The organism is Kitasatospora sp. NPDC058406 (genome assembly GCF_042722765.1).
Classification (GTDB): Bacteria; Actinomycetota; Actinomycetes; order Streptomycetales; family Streptomycetaceae; genus Kitasatospora.
This window is the reverse complement of sequence record NZ_JBHXKE010000208.1, coordinates 1-17506: the sequence shown is the minus strand read 5'-3', so window position 1 is coordinate 17506 and position 17506 is coordinate 1. Positions and strand designations below refer to the sequence as shown.

Sequence of the window (17506 nt, the reverse complement as noted above, 5' to 3'; positions counted from 1 at the left end):
GCACCGCGCCCTGCCGGCCGGCCCGGGTGTGACGCCCGAGGTTGCGGGGTGGGGTGTGACGTCCGAGATCGAGCCGTGATCGCGCCATCGAAGGCCGGTTTCCGGTCTGAAAGGTGATCTTCGGGTCTGAAGGGCTACGGCGCATTCGAATCCTGTGTCAGGGTTGCCGCATGCCACATGTGAAATGTCACATGTGGCACATGAAGTGCTCTGCGGTGCAGAGACTGACGAATTGAGGAGGAGCGGAACTATGCGGATGAACCGACTCACCCGGGTAGCGGCCGGTGCCGCCGGCGCTGCGGCCCTGCTGGCGGTCCCGACCCAGGCGGGCGCGGCGCAGAGCAGCGCCACGACCACCACCACCACGGTCACCACCTGCGGCTACGGCGGCCTGCAGGCCGGTGTGTGGACCGCCGTCTGCGCCGACGTGACCGGCGCCGACGTGCAGCTGTACGGCCGGATCTCCCTGGCCGGCCCGCCGAGCCCGGGCGGCCCGCCGCTGGAGACCCGTGACCTGATCACCGGCCTCTCCGGCCAGATCGTGGGCGGCGCCTCGCTCGGCTCGGTCAGCGGCTACACCCGCTTCACCGCCAGCACGGTGAAGGTCACCGGGGTCGGCGGCACCGTGCCGTGCGGGTCCACGGTGCACGGCAGCTTCAGTGTGGCCGGTTACCCGTGGGGCCCGTCCCCGGTGACCCTCGACGTCGTGGTGCCCTGTTGATCGGGCGGTAGCGACAGGTGCGGGCCCGGGGTCGGCGGACCCCGGGCCCGTCCCGTTCCCTCCCGTTCCGGCGGCTCCGGTCGCTCTGCCGGTCGCCCGGTCGCCCGTTCCCGGTGGGACGTCATGACGGCTTGAAGAATTCTTCATCTGCGAGGATGATGCTTCGGGCCGCCCCGGCCCGCGCCCGCCCCGGCCCCGGGCCGCCGGTGGGCGAACCACCCACCGACCCGCGGGGAGAGCGGACGATGCCGGTCCCGCTGTACCAGGCCAAGGCCGAGTTCTTCCGGACCCTCGGGCACCCGGTCCGGATCCGCGTCCTGGAGCTGCTCCAGGACGGCCCGCGCCCGGTGCGCGAGCTGCTGACCGAGATCGAGGTCGAGCCGTCGAACCTCTCCCAGCAGCTCGCGGTGCTGCGCCGGACCCAGCTGGTCACGGCCACCCGCGAGGGCAACACCGTGCTCTACGCGCTGAGCACCCCGGACGTCGCCGAGCTGCTGCGGGCCGCCCGGCGCATCCTCACCGAACTGATCACCGACCAGGGTGCGCTGCTCACCGAGCTGCGGGCGCCCGAGTCCCGTGCCACACCGGGGAGGAACGGATGAGCGGCGGGTCCGCGCGGCCCGACCGGCCCGCCCGACCGAAGGAGGACCCGGCCATGAGCGAGCGCACCGGAGACGGCACCGCCGAGGAGAGGGCGCGGCGCAGGGCCATGCTGATCCGCGCGGGCATCTACATCTTCGCCACCCACCTCTTCGCGGGCTTCGTGCTCCTGCTGTTCGCGCTCGGCGACCGGAAGTGACCCCGGGACCCTCGCGCGCGGCGGCGGCAGCGGGCCGGCGGGTGGGAGCACCGGTCGGCGGCGGCCGGTGCCGGCCCCGCGGCGGGTGCTGAACCCGCGGGGTCGCCGGCCGGCCGCCGCCGGGTGTCACCGGCTGCCGCCCTCCCCGCCGTAGCGGCGGCTGGTGCTGGTCCAGGCGTAGACGCCCTCGACCAGCTCCCGGGTGCCGTCCAGGTACCAGTGACCGGCCGGATGGCGGCGCAGCAGCCTGCGGCGCAGGTTCTCGCTCTCGGTGGTCAGCCGGTCGATCCGGGCGCGGACCGCGGCGGCGGCCCGGCTGCGGGTGCAGCCGCGGACCCGTTGCAGGGTGAGCACGGTGTTGAACGCGGCGGAGTTCTGGCGCTCCTCGCGGTCCGCCGAGTACAGGTCGTTGATCAGCGTCGCGATGTCGGCGGTGTTCGCGCGCAGGCGGTGGAGTTCGGGCTCGGCGAGCAGCCCGGCGGGCGCCTCGGCGCCGTGGACACGCTCCAGTATGCCCATGAACGGGTAGAGGCAGCTGGCATGGCGGCGCAGGCGCACGGTCTCGGCGAGATCGGGGACGGTGCGGGCGGCCCGGTGGGCGGTCTCGGCGAGGAAGGTCTCCAGGCAGGCCCGCCACTCGGCGGCGGCGCGGTCGCGCCAGGCCGGCGACATGGGGGCGGCCTGACGCCGCCACAGCTCCCGCCAGGCGCCGAGCAGCGGGGGCTGCGGGAGGCCGGCGGGCGCGGGGCCGCCCTCCAGGACGCCGAGCAGCGGGCCGACGATGGCACGGGCCTCGGCGGGACGGCGCCCCGGCGGGCCGTCGAAGCGGTCGTCCAGGATGGTGAACCAACCGAGGACGTCGACCAGCAGGTCCAGTTCGGCACCCCTGGCCCGGGGGTAGGAGTGGCCGATCAGCTCCGGGAGCGCGTAGGTCTGGTAGCGGCGGAGGTCGGGCGGGGTCAGCAGGCCGTGGGCGAGGGTCCAGCCGGTGTGGCGGGCAGCGGCGGCGCGCAGTTCGCCGGGGGTGCGGGGGGCGGGGGGCGTCGCCGCGGCGGTGGGCGACGGCCCGGGGCGCACCGGCGGGGCGGGCCGGGGGACGGTGGTGGCCGGGGTGGCGACGGTCAGGACGGACGCGGTAGCGGTGGGCGTGGAGCGGACGGGCGTGGTGCGGGCTGATGCGGTACGGGCGGATGCGGTGCGGGCGGGGGCGGTGCGGCGGGTGCCCGCGACCGGGTCGGCGGCGGGAGCGGGCCGGTCCGCGCCGGATCCTCCCGGCCGCCGACCCGTCCCTGTGCCCGCTCCTGCCCCGGCGCCTGCCCGCGGGCCCTTGCCCTTGCCGGGGAGGTGACACCGGCCGGGCGTCTTCTCGCGGGCCGGGGGCGTGCGGTGGGTGCCCGGGGTGTGCGGGGCGGCGCCGCCGCGCGGGGCGAGCCGGACGCGGAGCCCCTGGGCCTGGACGGTGGTCCAGACCACCTCGCGGGCTCGGGACCCCGTGACGGCCGTGGGCCGCCAGCGGCGGAGGATCGCGGCGGCGGCCACGGTCAGCTCCGCCCAGGCGAAGGCCTCGCCGATGCACTTGTGCTTGCCCGCGCCGAACGGCACGAACGCCTGGCGTGCGGCCGGCCCGCCCGGGCCGGTGCCGCCGTCCTCGTGACGTCCGGGCCGGAAGGCCAGGGGTTCCGGGTAGAGCGCCGGGTCGCGGTGGAGTGCGGTGAGGCTGTACAGGAGCTCGGTGCCGGCCGGGATCCGGTAGGGGCCCAGCTCGACGGGCACCCGCGCGGTGCGCATCAGGAACGCGTTGGGCGCGTGCAGCCGCACCACCTCCTGGGTGACCGCGCGGGTGTAGCGGAGCCGGGCGAGCGCCTCCGGGGTGGGGGCGGTGCCGGCCGGCAGGTGCTCGTCCAGCTCGGCGAGGACGCGGGCCTCGACCCGGGGGTGCCGCACCAGCTCGTCGATCAGCCAGGTGAGCGTGGTGGAGACGGTCTCCGTGCCGGCGCCGAACATGGTGATCGCCTCGGACCGCACGTCCGCCTCGGTGAGCGGTCGCCCGGTGGCCGGGTCGGTGGCGGCGCGCAGCAGCGCGGGCAGGGTCTGGCGCCCTCCGGCGGTAAGGCCGACCGGACAGCCCGCGCGGCCGGCCGCCGTGTCGGGAACCTGGCCGATCGCCTGGTCGACCACCTGGTTGAGGACCCGGACGGCGGCCTCGAAACGCCGGTTGACCGGCAGCGGCAGCCGCGCCAGCGCCGGGTGCGGGTAGAGCGACTGGACGATCTGACCCTTCACCATGTCGGGCAGGGCCCGGTGGAAGGCCAGCGTGGCGTCCTCGCTGAGCCGGGCGTCGAACAGCGCGCGGGTGACGATCTCCAGTGCGAGGTGGTTCATCTCCTTGGCCACGTCGAGGACCTGCCCGGGCCGCCAGCGCCCCGCCCGCTCCTCGGTGACCTGGTGCATCACCGCGAGGTACTCGCCCATCCGGTCCGGGCCGAAGGCGGGCTGGATCATCCGGCGGCGGTCGCGGTGGGCGCGCCCCTCGGACATCAGCAGGCCGTCGCCGAACGCCGTCTTGAGGGTGTCCTGGACGGCGCCGCGCGGGCAGTCGTGGGCGAGCGCCACCAGGAGGGTGTGGACCAGCCCGGCGTCGGTGACGACGCAGACGGTGCGCGGGCCGAGGCGGATCCGGACGACGTCGCCGTACCGGGCGAGCGAGCCGAGGAAGCCGAGCGGGTCGCGCAGCAGCGCGGGTGCGTGGCCCAGGCCGGGCAGCGCGCCGGGTGCGAGCGGCGGAACGACGGGCCGGGTTCCCGGTGGGGACGTTCTGGGCGGGGCGGGCGGTCTGTGGGTTTCGTTCATCAGGATCATGACATCACCTCTCACCAGTTGGACCGGCGGGACGGACCGGCGCGACCGACCGAGGTGCCGGCCCGGAGTGCCGGCCCGGCGCTGCGGTACCACCGGAGCCGCCACCGCGACAGCCGTGATCCGGGGGTCATCGGCGCGGGCCCCCGCGCGCGCCGCTGCGAGAGGGCGCACGCCATAGGAAACGCGCCGGTCCCGCGAGCGTTGCGCCGTATTCGCCCGGATCACTCCATCGGTGGAGTGCCGGCGTGGCGGCGGAAGGTCGGCGGGCGCCCGCCCGGACCGGTCCGGAGCCCGCTTCCGGCCCGGTCCGACGGGCCTGCCGGGCCCGGGCCGCCCTGCCCCGCTGGCAGGGCCTTTCGGCCCTCGGCGAGAGGGGGTGCGCAGGTCCAGCATGGTGCGGAGCCAAGGAGGATCCCTGATGAACCGTCTGCGTCACCGGCCGGCCCTCGACGTCCGCGTGGAGATCCGCGGCGAACTGCCGCGCGAGGACGCCGAGTACGCGCGGGCGCGGTCGCTGGCGCTGCTCGCGGACCTCGGACCGGACGCGCACCGCACGCGTCTCCGGCTCGCCCGGCCGGGCGGCCGTTCGGTGACCAGGCCCGCCGTCGCCCAGGCCTCGGTGGAGCTGGCCGACGTGGGCCGGGTCCGGGTGGAGCTCGCCGCCGTGACGGTGCGGGAGGCGGTCGACCTGGCGCTCGGCACGCTCGCCGGCCGGGCCGTGCGGCTGCGCGAACAGGGGCGGATCGGGCTCGCCGCGGAGCACGAGAGCAGTTACCGCCCCCAGTACGCGTCGCGCCCGCCGGCCGAACGGCGGATCGTCCGGCGGAAGTCGGTTCCGCTCGCCGGCCGCACGCCCGAGCAGGCGGTCCGCGAGATGCTCGCCCTGGACTATCGCTTCCACCTCTTCTCCGACGTGCTCACGGGGCAGGACAGCATGGTCCACCGCCGCCCCGTCGACGGCGGATTCCGGCTCGTCCGGGCCCACTCGACCGTGCGGCTCGGCGGCTCCGGGCTGCCGCTGACGGAGAGCCCGCACCCGGCGCCACGGCTCGACCTGCCCGAGGCCGCCCGTCAACTCTGGCTCACGTGCTGGCCTTTCGTCTTCCACACTGATCCCGGGGACGGTCGCGGCCGGGTACTGTACCGCCGCTACGACGGCCACTATGGCTTGATCACGCCGGTAGCGGAGGCTCGTTGACGGGCAGGTAGTGATCGACAACGGCTGACCGGGACACGACCGAAGAGCACCCACGAGCTCAAGACGGGAACTGGGACCATGGACTGCGAAGAAGTCATGCTGACCGTCCGGATCACGGCGGCCGAGCGGGCCCTGCTGCGTGCCCTGGCGCGAGGTCACGGCACCGACGTGTCGGACGTCGTGGTGGACGGACTGCTCGACGTCATCCCGAGCCTGCACGCCCGTTCCGTCCCGTGCTCCCTGCCGGGCCTCCCGGTGGCTCCCGTGCGGCCCGGCCTCCCCGTTCCGCCTGTTTCGCCCGGTCTGCCCGGTCTGCCCGGGGCGAACGCGCGGGCGGGCGCGACGGCTTCCAGATCCTCGACCGCTCTGCCCGTCCCTCCCGGCCTGCCCGGGGAGGCGGCGGTTCCGGGCCTGCTGCGGCTGCTCTCCCGGCCCGCTCCCTGTGCGGTCACGCTCTGGCTGCCGGGCCCCGTCGCCGATCTGCTCCCGCTGGTCGGCGAGCGGGTCACCCTGGTCAGCGGGCTGCGGGTGGGCCCGGCCAGTGGGGCGCTGGGCGCCGCGCTCCGGCTCTGGCTGGCCGGCGATCCGGTGCGGCTCGCCGCGAGCCTCGCCACCCTGCACCGCCAGGGCGTCCCCGGGTACGCGGCGCAGCGGCTCGGCGTGGCCGCCTGAGTCCACGTCGGTCCGGGGCGGTCCAGGTCGGTCCACGGCGGCGCGGGCCGGTGCCCGGCGGCCCGCGGTGCGCTCCGCCGGGTGCGGCCGGACGGGTGACCGGGTGCGCCGGGGAGCCGCGTGCGGAGCCGGACGTGTGGTCGGGCGGGCGGCCGGGTGTGCGGTCGGGTGTGCGGTCGGGTGGGCGGCCGGGTGTGGCGTCGGCGCCGGACATCCGACCGGCCGACCGGTCGGATCCGGCCGATTGTGGCCGACCGGGGAACCGTCGGTGACGGTCGCGCCCCGTTCGCGCGGGTTTCGCCGGGCGGTCGCCCGGTGGCGGGCCGGCAAGGCGGCGTGCCGGGGTGGTGCGAGCTGATCAAGTGGCATGTCCTGGGCGGGAAATTTGCTGGTCAGGGCTCTGGCCACGGACCCCGGGCGGGTCTAGCATTCCGGTCACGGCAGCCGGAGTCCGAGGCCCGCGGACGACCGGCAGGGGTGGCCGCCACCTCCCCGCGCCGGGGAGCGCATACCCCCCGAGTGCGCTCCCCGGCATCGCCGTGCGCCGTGTTCACCTCCCGCGCCCCACGAGAGCCCCCCTCGATCGGCGGCCGCTCGGCCTTCCGCCCTGTCCTTCGCCCTGTCCTTGGGCTCTGCCTTCCGCCCCGCCGGCGAGGCTGCCCCGGCGGACGCACCGTCGGACGGTCGGCGGTGCGGGGCGACTCCGGCAGGGCTGCGACACCGCACCGTCGACCGGTCGCACCGCCGGGCGGAGGATCGGACGGCCCGTCGATCCGGCAGGCCGCACGCGCCGACCGCGGCGCCGGACCCGCTCCCCACCCGCTCCCCACCCGCGTCCTCCTCCGGTTCCTCACGGGTCGCGCACGGGAGGGCCGGTGTCGACCGCCCGCGCGAATTTCGAAAGGAGGTTTCTGTTATCGCCTCCGCCCGTTCCGGTCTCCGGAGTGTCGGAAGGCCCGGGCCGCCGCCCCACGCGGTCGGCCGGGTCGACGCACGAGGAGAGGAGACACGCGATGGGGCACCGGAGTACGGAGCTCCGCCGTCGACGGCGGACGCGGGCGGGGAAGCGGACGGTACTGGTGGCCGTGGCGGTCACGGCCGGCCTGGTCGCGGGTGTGCTGGGCATCCGGACGGCGATGGAGCCGGAGGTCGTCCGTGACACCGCCGTGGCGGTGGCCGGTTCGGCCGACCGGGCGGAGGCGGCCGCGGTCGGAGCCGTCGCCGGGGACGGGGATCCGGGCGAGACCGGCACCGCCGAGGGGGCCACCCGGGCGCCCGGCCCGAAGCGCGAGCAGAAGGCCGCGCCGTTGAAGGAGATACCCAAGGACCAGCCGGAGCGAGGCCTGGTCTACGCGGGTCTGGCCCTGCCCGGCGGCGACCGCTGCGCCGGCTCGCTGGAGGTGTCCGGCGGCGACCTCTGCAGCCACGGCCCGGACGCCCCGCCGAAGGACGTGGACATCCGCAAGGACGTTCCGCCGGTGGCCGCCGCCGTTGCCCAGGCGCCGGTGCTGACTCCCGCCCCCGATGCGCAACCGCCCGCGGCGGCCGACCTCCTGAAGGGCGCGACGCCGGTCCTCGACGCCGCGCAGAAGGCGCTGCTGGGTGATCCGGCCGCGGCCGGCGGCTCGGGTGCGGCCGGCACGCCCGCGGCCGGCGCCGCCTCCGCCGTGGTGTGCGAGGGCGACGGCAGCGCCGGGAACCGCGTGCAGGTGGTGTACGTCCACACGCCGGGCAGCGACCGCTTCGCGCAGTACCTGGCCTCCTTCAAGAAGTGGGCCGCCGACGTCGACGTCATCTACAACGCGAGCGCCCAGGAGACCGGCGGTGTCCGGCACGTCCGGTTCGTCACCGAACCCGACTGCTCCGCCTCGGTGTTGAACGTGCAGATCTCCGACGCCGAGATGGCGGACTTCAACACCAGCAACCGCGCGCTCACCGCCCAGGGGCTCAACCGCAAGGACCGCAAGTACATGATCTTCGCCGACGCGAAGGTCTACTGCGGGATCGGCACCTTCGCGGGCGACGAGCGGCCGGGCCAGGACAACCTGAGCAACTTCGGCCCCTCGTACGGCCGGACCGACGCCGGCTGCTGGGGCGGTCACACCGCGGCGCACGAACTCGGCCACAACCTGGGCGCGGTGAGCAACAGCGCACCCAACTCCAGCAAGGGCGGCCACTGCGTCGACGAGTGGGACCTGATGTGCTACTCGGACACCCCGTACTACCCGGCGATGCGCACGGTCTGCCCGGACAACGCCAGTGACATGCGGCTGGACTGCCGGCACGACGACTACTACCACACCAGCCCGGCGGCAGGCAGCTACCTCGCCACGCACTGGAACGTCGCCAGCAACCGCTTCCTGATCGCCGGCGGTTCCACCGGTCCGAACCCGGACCCCGGACCGACGCCGACCCGCACGCCGACCCCGACCGCCTCGCCCACCTCGACGGCCTCGCCCACCCGCAGCCCGTCCCCGACCGGCACGCCCACCGGCACGCCGACGGGCTCGCCGACCGGCACCCCGACGGGTTCGCCGAGCCCCACCGGCTCACCGACCGCGAGCCCGACCGGCGGCCCGACGCCGACCCCGACGGCCACCACCACCGGGAGCCCCTCGCCGACCGCGACCGGCAGCCCGTCCCCGACCGGTACGGCGACCCCGACCGCGACCGCGTCACCCACCGCCGGTACCACCGGCCCTGATGTGACGATCAGTCAGATCACCCAGTCCTCCGTCATGGTGAGCTGGTCCGCGGTGGCCTCCGCGAGCGGCTACGACGTGCTGCTCGACGGCCGGACGCTCGGCACCGTCCGCTCCACCGCGGTCGGCCTGGTCCGGCTCGCGCCCGGTACCTCGTACACCGTCGCGGTGGCCGTGCGGGACGCCGGCGGCACGGTCTCCAAGCCCGGCCGCCCGGCCACCTTCCGCACCCCGGCCGACGCCGGGCGGCCGCAGCCGGGCACCCGCTACACGATGGTGAACGGGCTCACCGGTCAGGCCGCCGACCTGTGGGGCAGCTCGCTCAACGACGGCACCGTGGCCATCGCCTACCAGCGCACGGGCTACGCCAACCAGAAGTGGACCTTCGAGGACGCGGGCTCCGGCGCGCTGCGGATCAAGTCCGCCCGCTCCGACAAGTGCCTGCAGCTCGGCGGGGACCCGGTGGCCGGGCAGTACCTCGCGCAGCGGGCCTGCTCGGACACGGCGGGCCAGAAGTGGCGGTTCACCCCGTCGGGCGGCGGGTTCACCCTGAGCGCCGAGGGCTCCACGCTGGTCCTCGGTGTCAGCAACCGCTGGTACTACGGCGGTTGGCTGCTGGAACTGCAGAAGCCGAACGGCCAGGCTTACCAGTCCTGGGCGCTGCAGAAGGCCTCCTGACGGAGCCGGCCTCTCCGACGGGGCGGGCCTCCCGAGCGGCGGGCCTTCCGAGGCGCTCCGGCCCCCACCGGGACGGCCGTCCCGACGGAGGTGCCGCTCCCCGGGAGCCGTCCCCCGGCGGCCGGTCCCGCCGGTTCCGCCCCGCCCCACCCGCCCCGGGTCCGGTCGCCACCAGTACGGCGGCGGCCGGACCCGGGCCGTCCCCCACGAGGAACCTGCCATGCGTACCCGTCCGTTCGCCGCCGCCGCCCTCGCCGCGGCGGCCGTGCTCGCTCCCGCCGCCGTCCCCGCCGCCGCCCACGGCGACACCGTTCACCTGGAGGTCGCCGGGCAGGAGGGCGGGCACGTCACCGCCGTGGCGACCTGGGAGAACGACCACGACCCGGTCACCGAGGAGTTCGCCGGAACGCTCTCCGCGACGTCCGCCGACGGGCGGACCGCCGGACCGTGGCGGCTGGTCGCCGTCCCCGGCCGCCCCGGTGCCTACACCACACGGGAGTTGCTGCCGGCCGGGCACTGGCGGATCACCGTGGACTGCGCCTTCCCCTCGCTGGGGCACGGCGAGCGCGAACTCGACGTCGAGGCGGCGGTGATCTCCGACCCGACCCTGCCGGTCCCCACCAGTTCACCCACGGCCGCGCCCACCACCGCACCCACGGCCGCCACCGCCCCCGCCCCGCCCGCGAGCGCGCCGCCCGCGAGCGCCACGCCGGTCACGTCCGCCGTCCTGCCCGAGCGCCGCGACGCGGCGAACCCCGCGGACGCCGCGGACGCCGCCGGAGCCTCCGACGCCGCGACCTGGGCCGCCGTCGGCACCGCCGCCGCGGCCGTCGTCCTGGTCGCGACCGGCTTCCGGCTCCGCCGCCGCGCCCGGCGTTCCTGAGCCGGCCGTCGCGTCCGGTGGCCGACGGGCCGGACCCGCACCGCGGCAGCGACCGCGCGGGCGAGGGAACCACCGGGCGCGAACGGGCCGTCCCCACTTCCATCGGGCGCCGACGGGGTGTCCGAACGGAAGTCAGGGAGCGTTCGACCATGCGGAAGGTCCTGATCACCGGCGGTGCGGGCTACATCGGCAGCACCGTCGCGTCCGCCCTGCTCGACCGGGGAATCACGCCGGTCGTACTCGACGACCTCTCCAAGGGGAGGGCGGAGTTCGTCGAGGGCCGGGTGTTCTACCGGGGCGACATCGCCGATCCGGAGCTGGTCGACCGGATCTTCGCCGACCACCCCGAGATCGACGCCGTCGTGCACTGCGCCGCCCGCATCGTCGTCCCCGAGTCGGTCGCCAGGCCGCTCTTCTACTACCGCGAGAACGTGGGCAAGACCGTGGAGCTGCTGGAGTCGCTCCAGCGCAACGGCTGTACCCGGGTGGTGTTCAGCAGCTCCGCCTCGATCTACGCGCCGACCCCGGACGGCCGGGTCGACGAGGGCTGTCCGGTCGACGCGAGCAGCCCCTACGCGCGGACCAAGCAGATGATGGAGCAGGTCCTCCAGGACTGGACGCGCGGCGCGGGCGCCGAGGAGCTGCGGGTCATCGCGCTGCGCTACTTCAACCCGGTCGGCGCGGACCCGCAACTGCGCACCGGCCTCCAGGACCTCCACCCGAGCCACGCGCTCGGCAAGCTGATCGAGGCCCACACCGCCGGCATCCCGTTCACCATCACCGGTGTGGAGTGGGACACCCGGGACGGTTCCGGCATCCGCGACTACATCCACGTCCAGGACGTCGCCGAGGCCCACGTCGCGGCGCTCACCCGCTTCGACGAGGTGATCAAGCCCGCCGCCACCGACCGGTACCGCGTCATCAACGTCGGGACCGGCGACGGCACCACCGTCCGGGAGCTGGTCACCGCCTTCGAGCAGGCCGTGGGCGCCGAACTGGACGTCCGCGAGGCCGATCCGCGCCCCGGTGACGTGCTCGGCTGCTACAGCGACGTGACGGTGGCGCGCGAACTCCTCGGCTGGGAGCCGCGCCGGACCATCGCCGAGGGCGTCGCGGACGCGCTCGCCTGGCGTGCCGTGTGGATCGCCAGGACGGCCTCCGCCTCCGCCTGACGCGGTCCGGGCCGGGACCTCGCGGCAGAGGTCCCGGCCCGGTGGCCGTCACGCACGGCCCGTGCGCGACGGCCCGTGCGCGACGGCCCTACTCCGCGGGCTTCCTGGACTCGTCGAGACCGCGGATGAAGTCCTTGGCCTTGCCGGTGGCGGTGTCGATCTTGTCGCTGTACTTCCCGTCGGTCTTCCCGTCGATGACGTCGGCGACCTTGTCCAGGCCCTGGCCGATGGCACCGCTGTGCTCGCGGGCGAGGTCGGTGGCCTTGTCGGCGATGTTCTTCAGGTTCTCGAACATGATGGCGTTTCTGCTCCTTCAGCGCGGTTCGTGGTCATCCTAGCCGCCGCTGACCTGGCGGTTCGTCGGTTTCGGGAACCGGGTAGGAGGTGTGCGGATGACTTTGCGGGGGTGGGTTTGTATGCTCCAGGTCAGTTCTACAGGATTGTAGAAGTTGGCTCGCGGACGCGGCGGAAGGGGTGTGGGTCATGGCCGGACAGGTGGCGGGGACCTCGTACCGGGAGGCGGGGACGCGCTCCGGCGGCACCGCCGGGACGGCCCGACGCCCGGATGCGGCGGGCGTGGAGGACACCGCGGGCGCGCGGGACGGCCGGGCCGATCGGACCGGCGGTGGTCACCGGGCGGTCGCGCGGCGGGAGGCACGGCGGGCGGCGTCGCGCCGGCCGCGCGGTCGGGCCGGCGCAGCCGTCTCGGCGGCGGTCGGGCTGCCGCTGCTCGGCGCGACGGCGGCCGAGGCCGCCGGCGGGGGCGGCGGTCCGCTGTTCGCGGCCGGAGCCGTGCTGGGTGCCGCTGCGGCGGCCGCACTCTGCGGCCGGGCCGGGGGCTGGTGGGTGGTCACGGCCGCGCCGCCGGTGGCGCTGGCGTCCCGGGTGGCCACCGCCTACCTGGCCGACCGGGACGCGTACCAGGGGAAGGCGCTCGCCTCGGCGGCCGTGCGCTGGGTGGTCGGCGCGTTCCCCGTGATGGGGGCGGCCGCCGTGGCCGCGCTCCTGGTCCTCGCCGTGCGGGCGGTCCGCGCCCGGCGCACCGGCCCGGCCCCGGACGGCCGGGTCGCCCGCGACCGGCGCCGCAGACGCGGATCCCGCCCCGATCGGCGCCCTGATCTCCGCCCTGATCTCCGCCCCGGCGGCGCCCGGCCCTCCGGCGCGGGTGCCCGTGAAGCCGGGGCCCGGGGCACCCGAACTCCCGACCGGAGGAACCGTCGTGGCTGATCCCCGCACCGGGCCGCTGACCGTCGTCGGCCGCGCGCTCGCCGCCACCGTCTCGGCGGCCGTGCTCGGCGCGAGCGGCCTCGTCTGGTACGAGTACCGTCAACTGGACGGCGGCATGGTCAAGTCGGGGGCGCTGGCGGAGGCGCGGAGGAACGCGCCGCCGCGCCTCGACAGGTCCGTCAACCTGCTGCTCATCGGCCTCGACAGCCGCAAGGACATGGACGGCAACGACCTTCCCAAGGAGTTCGTCGAGGAGGAACTGCACGCCGGGTCCAGCGAGATCGGCGGGTACAACACCAATGCCCTGATCGTCCTGCACATACCGGCCGACGGCGGCAAGGTGACGGCGCTCTCCGTCCCGCGCGACGACTACGTGCAGACCGTCGGTGCGGACGGCCGGATGCACAAGATCAAGGAGGCGTACGGCATCGCCAAGGGGGCCGCCGAGCAGCGGCTCGGGGGCAGGGGGCTCTCCAGGTCCGAGCTGGAGCGGCAGAGCCGGGAGGCGGGCCGGTCGGCCACCGTCCAGACCGTGCAGGCGTTCCTCGGCGTCCCGATCGACCACTTCGCCGAGGTCAACCTGATCGGCTTCTACGACATCGCCAAGGCGGTCGAGCCGATCCAGGTCTGCCTCAACAACCCGGTCGACGACCCGATCGTGGCCCGGACCGCCAACCACGAGGGCGGCGGCACCGGGCTCAGGCTGCCCGCCGGCATCAGCTCGCTCGACGCCCGGCAGGCGCTCTCCTTCGTCCGGCAGCGCCACCACCTGACCAACGGCGACCTCGACCGGACCCACCGCCAGCAGGCCTTCCTCTCCTCGGTCGTGTACAAGCTCAAGCAGCAGGGCGTCATCGGTGACCTCGGGCAGCTCCAGCGGCTGTTCGACGTGGTGAAGAAGGACGTGGTCATCGACGACCGGTGGAACCTGCTGGACTTCGCGCAGCAGGCGCCCGACCTGACCGGTGGCAACGTCGAGTTCAACACCCTGCCGATCACCGGGTTCAAGAACATCGGCGGCCAGGAGGTCAACACCGTCGACCCGGAGCAGATCAGGCGGATCGTCAGGCAGCTGTTCGGCCACGAGCCGCCGCCCCCGGCCCCGGCGCCCGCCGCGGGGCCGGCCGGCACGTCGACCGCGCCGGAGACCCCTGCGCCGCCGGCGAAGGAACGGGCCACCGTCGACGTCTACGGGGTGAGTGCCGCCGCCGCGTCGGCGGAGTCCGAGGCCCTCGCCGAACTCGGCCACCCGGCGGGGAGGACGGCCGGGAGTCCGGCGGCCGGGCGGGCGAAGGCCACCACGGTCGGCTACGGCGCCGGCGCGAAGGCCGAGGCCGAGCGGGTCGCGGCCCGCTACGGCGTCACCCCCACGGCCTCCGCCGCCGCTCCGGCCGGTCACGTGGTCGTCACGCTCGCCCGCACCTCCGGCGCGACGCCCGGCCCCACCTCCGCCGCCGCGCCCGGTGGTTCGTCCGCCGGACCGGCACCCGCGGGCACCCCGGCCGCCGGACCCGCCCCCGAACCGCCCATGCAGGGCCCCGCCGTGCGGGCCGGTGGCATCCCCTGCGTCGACTGAGGACCCCGGCGCCGGGGCGCTCCGCGTCCGGGCACCCCGGGAACCGCCGGGAATCCGGGGGCGTCTTCCGACGGAGTCGAGGGGCGGGAGTGACGCATGGGACGGACGGTGCCGGGCCCGGGCCGGTGGGGCCGCGTACGACGGGTGCTGAGGGGACTCTGCGCCGCCGCACTCGCGGTGCCGGCGGGCCTGGTCGTGGTCCGGCTGGCCGGGTGGGACGACGGAACGGCGCTGTCGCTCGTGGTGGTCGGCCTGCCGCACGCGGCGCTCGGCACGCTCGTGGTGCTGGGGGCGCTGCTGGCGCTGCGCTCGTGGTGGGCGGTGGCGGTCGCCGGGCTGCTCGTCGCCGTGCAACTCTGCTGGCTGGTCCCGAGGTTCGTACCGGACGGCGGTTCGGTCCCGGCCGACGCGCCGCGGTTGCGAGTGGCGACCAGCAACGCCTACATGGGGCAGGTGGACACCGCCGAGCTGGTCCGGCTGGTCCGTGAGCAGCGGGTCGACGTCCTCGCGGTCGAGGAGCTGGGCCCGCGTGCCGCCGCCGGGCTGGACCGGGCGGGCATCGCCGAGGTGCTGCCGTACCGGGAGGTGCGGCCCGGCCGGGACACCGCCGTCTACTCGCGGCTCCCGCTGACCCCGCTGGACGGTGCGGCCTCGGCGGCGGCCCGTGACCAGGTGGCCGTCGACGTGACGGTCGGCGGCCGGACGGTCCGGCTGACGGCGGTGCACACGTACTACCCGCTGGGTGACGCGGGCCGCTGGGCGGAGGACTTCGACGAGCTGCGGGCGGCGGCCGACGGTGCCACCCGCAACGCCGTCCTGCTGGGCGACTTCAACGCGAGCCTCGACCACGCGCCGATGCGTGACCTGCTCGGCACGGGTCTCACCGACACCCATGCCGAGCTGGGTCGCGGCGGCTCGCCCACCTGGCCGGAGTCCAACGCGGACTTCCCCTACCTGTGGCCGGTGATCCAGATCGACCACGTCCTGCACGGGGACGGGTTGCGTGCGGTGTCCGTGGCGGAGCACACCGTCCGCGGCGCCGACCACCGGGCGGTGGTGGCGGAGCTGGCCGTCACGGGCTGACGCGGTCACCGGTGTCCGCCGGCTGCCGCCGGGTGGTGACCCACCAGTGGACGAGTGCGAGCAGGCTGATCAGGCTGCCCAGACCGCACACCGCCGTCCAGCCGCCGTGCTCGTACACCAGGGTGGAGGCGATCGCGCCGAGGCCGCAGCCGGCCGAGTAGAACAGCATGTAGCCGGCGGTCAGCCGGCTCTGCGCCTCGGGCCGGACCCGGTAGAGCAGGTGCTGGTTGACCACGTGCACGGACTGCAGGCCGTAGTCGACGACCACCAGGGCGAGCACCAGCCACCACACCGAGTGCGGCAGCAGCACGGCCGGCAGCCAGGAGACCAGCATCGCGGTGAGCCCGATGGCCAGGGTCCGTTCGGCGTGGCCCCGGTCGGCCCGGCGCCCGGCGCGGCCCGCCCCGAGTGCGCCGGCCGCGCCGGCCAGGCCGAGGAGCCCGATCTCGGTGTGGCTGAGGTCGAACGGCGGGGCGGCGAGGGGCAGCACCATCGGCGTGAGCAGGACGGTGACGGCGGTGAAGGTCAGCAGCGCGAGCCCGGCGCGGGCCCGGAGCACGGGCTCCTGGGCGAACAGGGTGAAGACCGAGCCGACCAGCTGCAGGTAGCCGATCCGTTCGGGGCGGCGCCGCCCGGCCGGGACGACGGCCGCCAGGACGGCGGCCATGACGCCGGTGGCGACGGCGGACACCACGTACACGGCGCGCCAGCCGGCCAGGTCGCCGATGGCGCCGGCGACGGTCCGGGCGAGCAGGATGCCGATCACGATGCCGCTGGTCACCGTCCCGACGATGCGGCCCCGGTCGGCGGGGTCGGCGAGCGAGGCGGCGAGGGCGACCACCACCTGGGCGACCACGGCGAGCACGCCGACCGCCATGGACGCGAGGAGCATCAGCGGCGCGGAGGGGGCGAGGGCGACGGCACCCAGCGCCACGACCGAGAGCCCGAGCTGGCCGACGATCAGGGGCCGGGGCGCGAGGCGGTCCCCGAGGGGCACGAGCAGCAGCAGCCCGACCGCGTAGCCGACCTGGGTGAGGGTGCCGACCAGGCCGATCGTGGAACGGCCGATGCCGAGGTCGTCGGCGATCAGGTCGAGCAGCGGTTGGGAGTAGTAGACGTTGGCGACGGCGAGGCCGCCGGCGACGGAGAACAGCAGGGCGATGGCGGGGGAGAGCCGACGGGCGGGTGCGGAGGGGGCCGCGGCAGCGGCCGGAGCGGAGGTCCCGCGGGCGGTGCGGGCGGTGCAGGTGGTGCGGGTGGTGTCGGGAGGGACCACGTGGACGGCTCCTGGGGGCGGGCGGGGGCCCGGACGTGGCCGGGCCCATGCGGTTTCAATCTGCTACCGCGCCACCCTGGCACAGTCTGGTTTCAATAAGCAACCGCGTGGGGATCCGCTGGTCGCGCGTTAGGGTTGCACGGTGAAACCCCGCCCCCGGGCGGAGGGAACCGCAGGTGAGAGGAGGCGCGCGTGCCCAGGCGCACCACGCACGAGGAGTCGTCCTGCCCGGTCGCCCGGCCGCTGGACGTCGTCGGCGACGGCTGGACGCTGCTGATCGTCCGCGACGCCTTCGACGGGCTGAGCCGGTTCGGTCAGTTCCAGAAGAACCTCGGACTGGCGAAGAACATCCTGTCCGCCCGCCTCGCCGGCCTGGTCGCCGGCGGGGTCTTCGAGACGGCCCCGGCCTCCGACGGCAGCCCCTACCAGGAGTACGTGCTCACCGAGAAGGGGCGCGCGCTGTTCCCCGTCGTCACGGCGCTGCGCCAGTGGGGCGAGCAGTACTTCTTCGAGAGCGACGAGCCCCGCGCCCGGCTGGTGGACCGCGTCGACGGCGCGCCGATCGCCCCGATCGAGGTCCGGGCGGCCGACGGCCGGATGCTCGGTCCGGACGACGCCGAGGTGCTGTTGCCGTAGCCCGGAACGAGGCCCGCCGTCGCC

Annotated in this window: 15 protein-coding genes; 12 read left to right on the top strand and 3 right to left on the bottom strand. The window is 75.4% G+C overall.

The genetic code is table 11. The annotated features are described in order from the left end of the window. Window positions 1–250 precede the first annotated feature (250 nt). The 3 genes from ACFWOG_RS31165 to ACFWOG_RS31155 all read left to right on the top strand — a co-directional run bounded on the left by ACFWOG_RS31165 (window position 251) and on the right by ACFWOG_RS31155 (window position 1520). Window positions 251–721 carry a hypothetical protein gene (locus ACFWOG_RS31165; protein WP_380362339.1) on the top strand — a complete coding sequence of 157 codons (471 nt, stop codon included), beginning with the start codon at window positions 251–253 and terminating at the stop codon, window positions 719–721. Window positions 722–966: 245 nt separating this feature from the next. Then, complete coding sequence (locus ACFWOG_RS31160; RefSeq protein WP_355408254.1) at window positions 967–1323, top strand: metalloregulator ArsR/SmtB family transcription factor; 357 nt, start codon at window positions 967–969, stop codon at window positions 1321–1323. 53 nt (window positions 1324–1376) lie between these two features. Further along, window positions 1377–1520 (top strand): DUF6126 family protein, encoded by a 144-nt coding sequence (locus ACFWOG_RS31155; RefSeq protein ID WP_329881271.1) that lies wholly within the window; start codon window positions 1377–1379, stop codon window positions 1518–1520. Between the two features lie 126 nt (window positions 1521–1646). Here the strand turns inward: ACFWOG_RS31155 and ACFWOG_RS31150 are convergent, their stop codons facing one another. After that, window positions 1647–4379 carry a cytochrome P450 gene (locus ACFWOG_RS31150; RefSeq protein WP_380362336.1) on the bottom strand — a complete coding sequence of 911 codons (2733 nt, stop codon included), beginning with the start codon at window positions 4377–4379 and terminating at the stop codon, window positions 1647–1649. Between the two features lie 418 nt (window positions 4380–4797). Between ACFWOG_RS31150 and ACFWOG_RS31145 the strand changes: the two genes are divergently transcribed. The 5 genes from ACFWOG_RS31145 to galE all read left to right on the top strand — a co-directional run bounded on the left by ACFWOG_RS31145 (window position 4798) and on the right by galE (window position 11684). Then, window positions 4798–5577 (top strand): sigma 54 modulation/S30EA ribosomal C-terminal domain-containing protein, encoded by a 780-nt coding sequence (locus ACFWOG_RS31145; RefSeq protein WP_329951868.1) that lies wholly within the window; start codon window positions 4798–4800, stop codon window positions 5575–5577. A gap of 78 nt (window positions 5578–5655) precedes the next feature. Then, window positions 5656–6249, top strand: a complete 594-nt coding sequence (locus ACFWOG_RS31140) for a hypothetical protein (protein ID WP_329951867.1) — start codon at window positions 5656–5658, stop codon at window positions 6247–6249. 1013 nt (window positions 6250–7262) lie between these two features. Next, window positions 7263–9629: an RICIN domain-containing protein gene (locus tag ACFWOG_RS31135; RefSeq protein ID WP_380362333.1), complete on the top strand. Its 2367-nt coding sequence runs from the start codon at window positions 7263–7265 to the stop codon at window positions 9627–9629. Between the two features lie 220 nt (window positions 9630–9849). Further along, window positions 9850–10512, top strand: a complete 663-nt coding sequence (locus ACFWOG_RS31130) for a hypothetical protein (RefSeq protein WP_380362331.1) — start codon at window positions 9850–9852, stop codon at window positions 10510–10512. 149 nt (window positions 10513–10661) lie between these two features. Further along, window positions 10662–11684: a UDP-glucose 4-epimerase GalE gene (gene galE / locus ACFWOG_RS31125; protein ID WP_380362329.1), complete on the top strand. Its 1023-nt coding sequence runs from the start codon at window positions 10662–10664 to the stop codon at window positions 11682–11684. Between the two features lie 88 nt (window positions 11685–11772). Here the strand turns inward: galE and ACFWOG_RS31120 are convergent, their stop codons facing one another. After that, window positions 11773–11979 carry an antitoxin gene (locus ACFWOG_RS31120; protein WP_329951863.1) on the bottom strand — a complete coding sequence of 69 codons (207 nt, stop codon included), beginning with the start codon at window positions 11977–11979 and terminating at the stop codon, window positions 11773–11775. Between the two features lie 188 nt (window positions 11980–12167). Here ACFWOG_RS31120 and ACFWOG_RS31115 point away from each other — a divergent pair, with 188 nt between their 5' ends. The 3 genes from ACFWOG_RS31115 (at window position 12168) to ACFWOG_RS31105 (ending at window position 15570) form a co-directional block, all read left to right on the top strand. After that, the gene (locus tag ACFWOG_RS31115; RefSeq protein ID WP_380362326.1) at window positions 12168–12911 is read left to right on the top strand and encodes a DUF6542 domain-containing protein; all 744 of its coding nucleotides are present in this window, start codon (window positions 12168–12170) and stop codon (window positions 12909–12911) included. Continuing rightward, entirely contained in the window at window positions 12904–14487 is a 1584-nt protein-coding gene (locus tag ACFWOG_RS31110; protein ID WP_380362324.1) for an LCP family protein, read from the top strand. The genes ACFWOG_RS31115 and ACFWOG_RS31110 overlap by 8 nt, the downstream gene beginning before the upstream one ends. 96 nt (window positions 14488–14583) lie before the next feature. After that, window positions 14584–15570 carry an endonuclease/exonuclease/phosphatase family protein gene (locus tag ACFWOG_RS31105; RefSeq protein WP_380362322.1) on the top strand — a complete coding sequence of 329 codons (987 nt, stop codon included), beginning with the start codon at window positions 14584–14586 and terminating at the stop codon, window positions 15568–15570. On the opposite strand, the gene ACFWOG_RS31100 is transcribed toward ACFWOG_RS31105, so the two are convergent. Then, a complete protein-coding gene (locus ACFWOG_RS31100) occupies window positions 15560–16846 on the bottom strand; it encodes an MFS transporter (protein ID WP_380362321.1) in 1287 nt (428 codons plus the stop codon). The two genes, ACFWOG_RS31105 and ACFWOG_RS31100, sit on opposite strands and share 11 nt — an antisense overlap. Before the next feature lie 192 nt (window positions 16847–17038). Here ACFWOG_RS31100 and ACFWOG_RS31095 point away from each other — a divergent pair, with 192 nt between their 5' ends. Beyond that, window positions 17039–17482, top strand: a complete 444-nt coding sequence (locus ACFWOG_RS31095; protein ID WP_329881258.1) for a helix-turn-helix domain-containing protein — start codon at window positions 17039–17041, stop codon at window positions 17480–17482. Window positions 17483–17506: the final 24 nt, after the last annotated feature.

Coding starts and splice junctions, on each gene's coding strand:
- ACFWOG_RS31155 (WP_329881271.1), top strand. CDS start 1,377: ATGAGCGAGCGCACCGGAGACGGCACCGCCGAGGAGAGGGCGCGGCGC.
- ACFWOG_RS31145 (WP_329951868.1), top strand. CDS start 4,798: ATGAACCGTCTGCGTCACCGGCCGGCCCTCGACGTCCGCGTGGAGATC.
- galE (WP_380362329.1), top strand. CDS start 10,662: ATGCGGAAGGTCCTGATCACCGGCGGTGCGGGCTACATCGGCAGCACC.
- ACFWOG_RS31140 (WP_329951867.1), top strand. CDS start 5,656: ATGGACTGCGAAGAAGTCATGCTGACCGTCCGGATCACGGCGGCCGAG.
- ACFWOG_RS31130 (WP_380362331.1), top strand. CDS start 9,850: ATGCGTACCCGTCCGTTCGCCGCCGCCGCCCTCGCCGCGGCGGCCGTG.
- ACFWOG_RS31150 (WP_380362336.1), bottom strand. CDS start 4,379: ATGATCCTGATGAACGAAACCCACAGACCGCCCGCCCCGCCCAGAACG.
- ACFWOG_RS31105 (WP_380362322.1), top strand. CDS start 14,584: ATGGGACGGACGGTGCCGGGCCCGGGCCGGTGGGGCCGCGTACGACGG.
- ACFWOG_RS31160 (WP_355408254.1), top strand. CDS start 967: ATGCCGGTCCCGCTGTACCAGGCCAAGGCCGAGTTCTTCCGGACCCTC.
- ACFWOG_RS31115 (WP_380362326.1), top strand. CDS start 12,168: ATGGCCGGACAGGTGGCGGGGACCTCGTACCGGGAGGCGGGGACGCGC.
- ACFWOG_RS31120 (WP_329951863.1), bottom strand. CDS start 11,979: ATGTTCGAGAACCTGAAGAACATCGCCGACAAGGCCACCGACCTCGCC.
- ACFWOG_RS31135 (WP_380362333.1), top strand. CDS start 7,263: ATGGGGCACCGGAGTACGGAGCTCCGCCGTCGACGGCGGACGCGGGCG.
- ACFWOG_RS31165 (WP_380362339.1), top strand. CDS start 251: ATGCGGATGAACCGACTCACCCGGGTAGCGGCCGGTGCCGCCGGCGCT.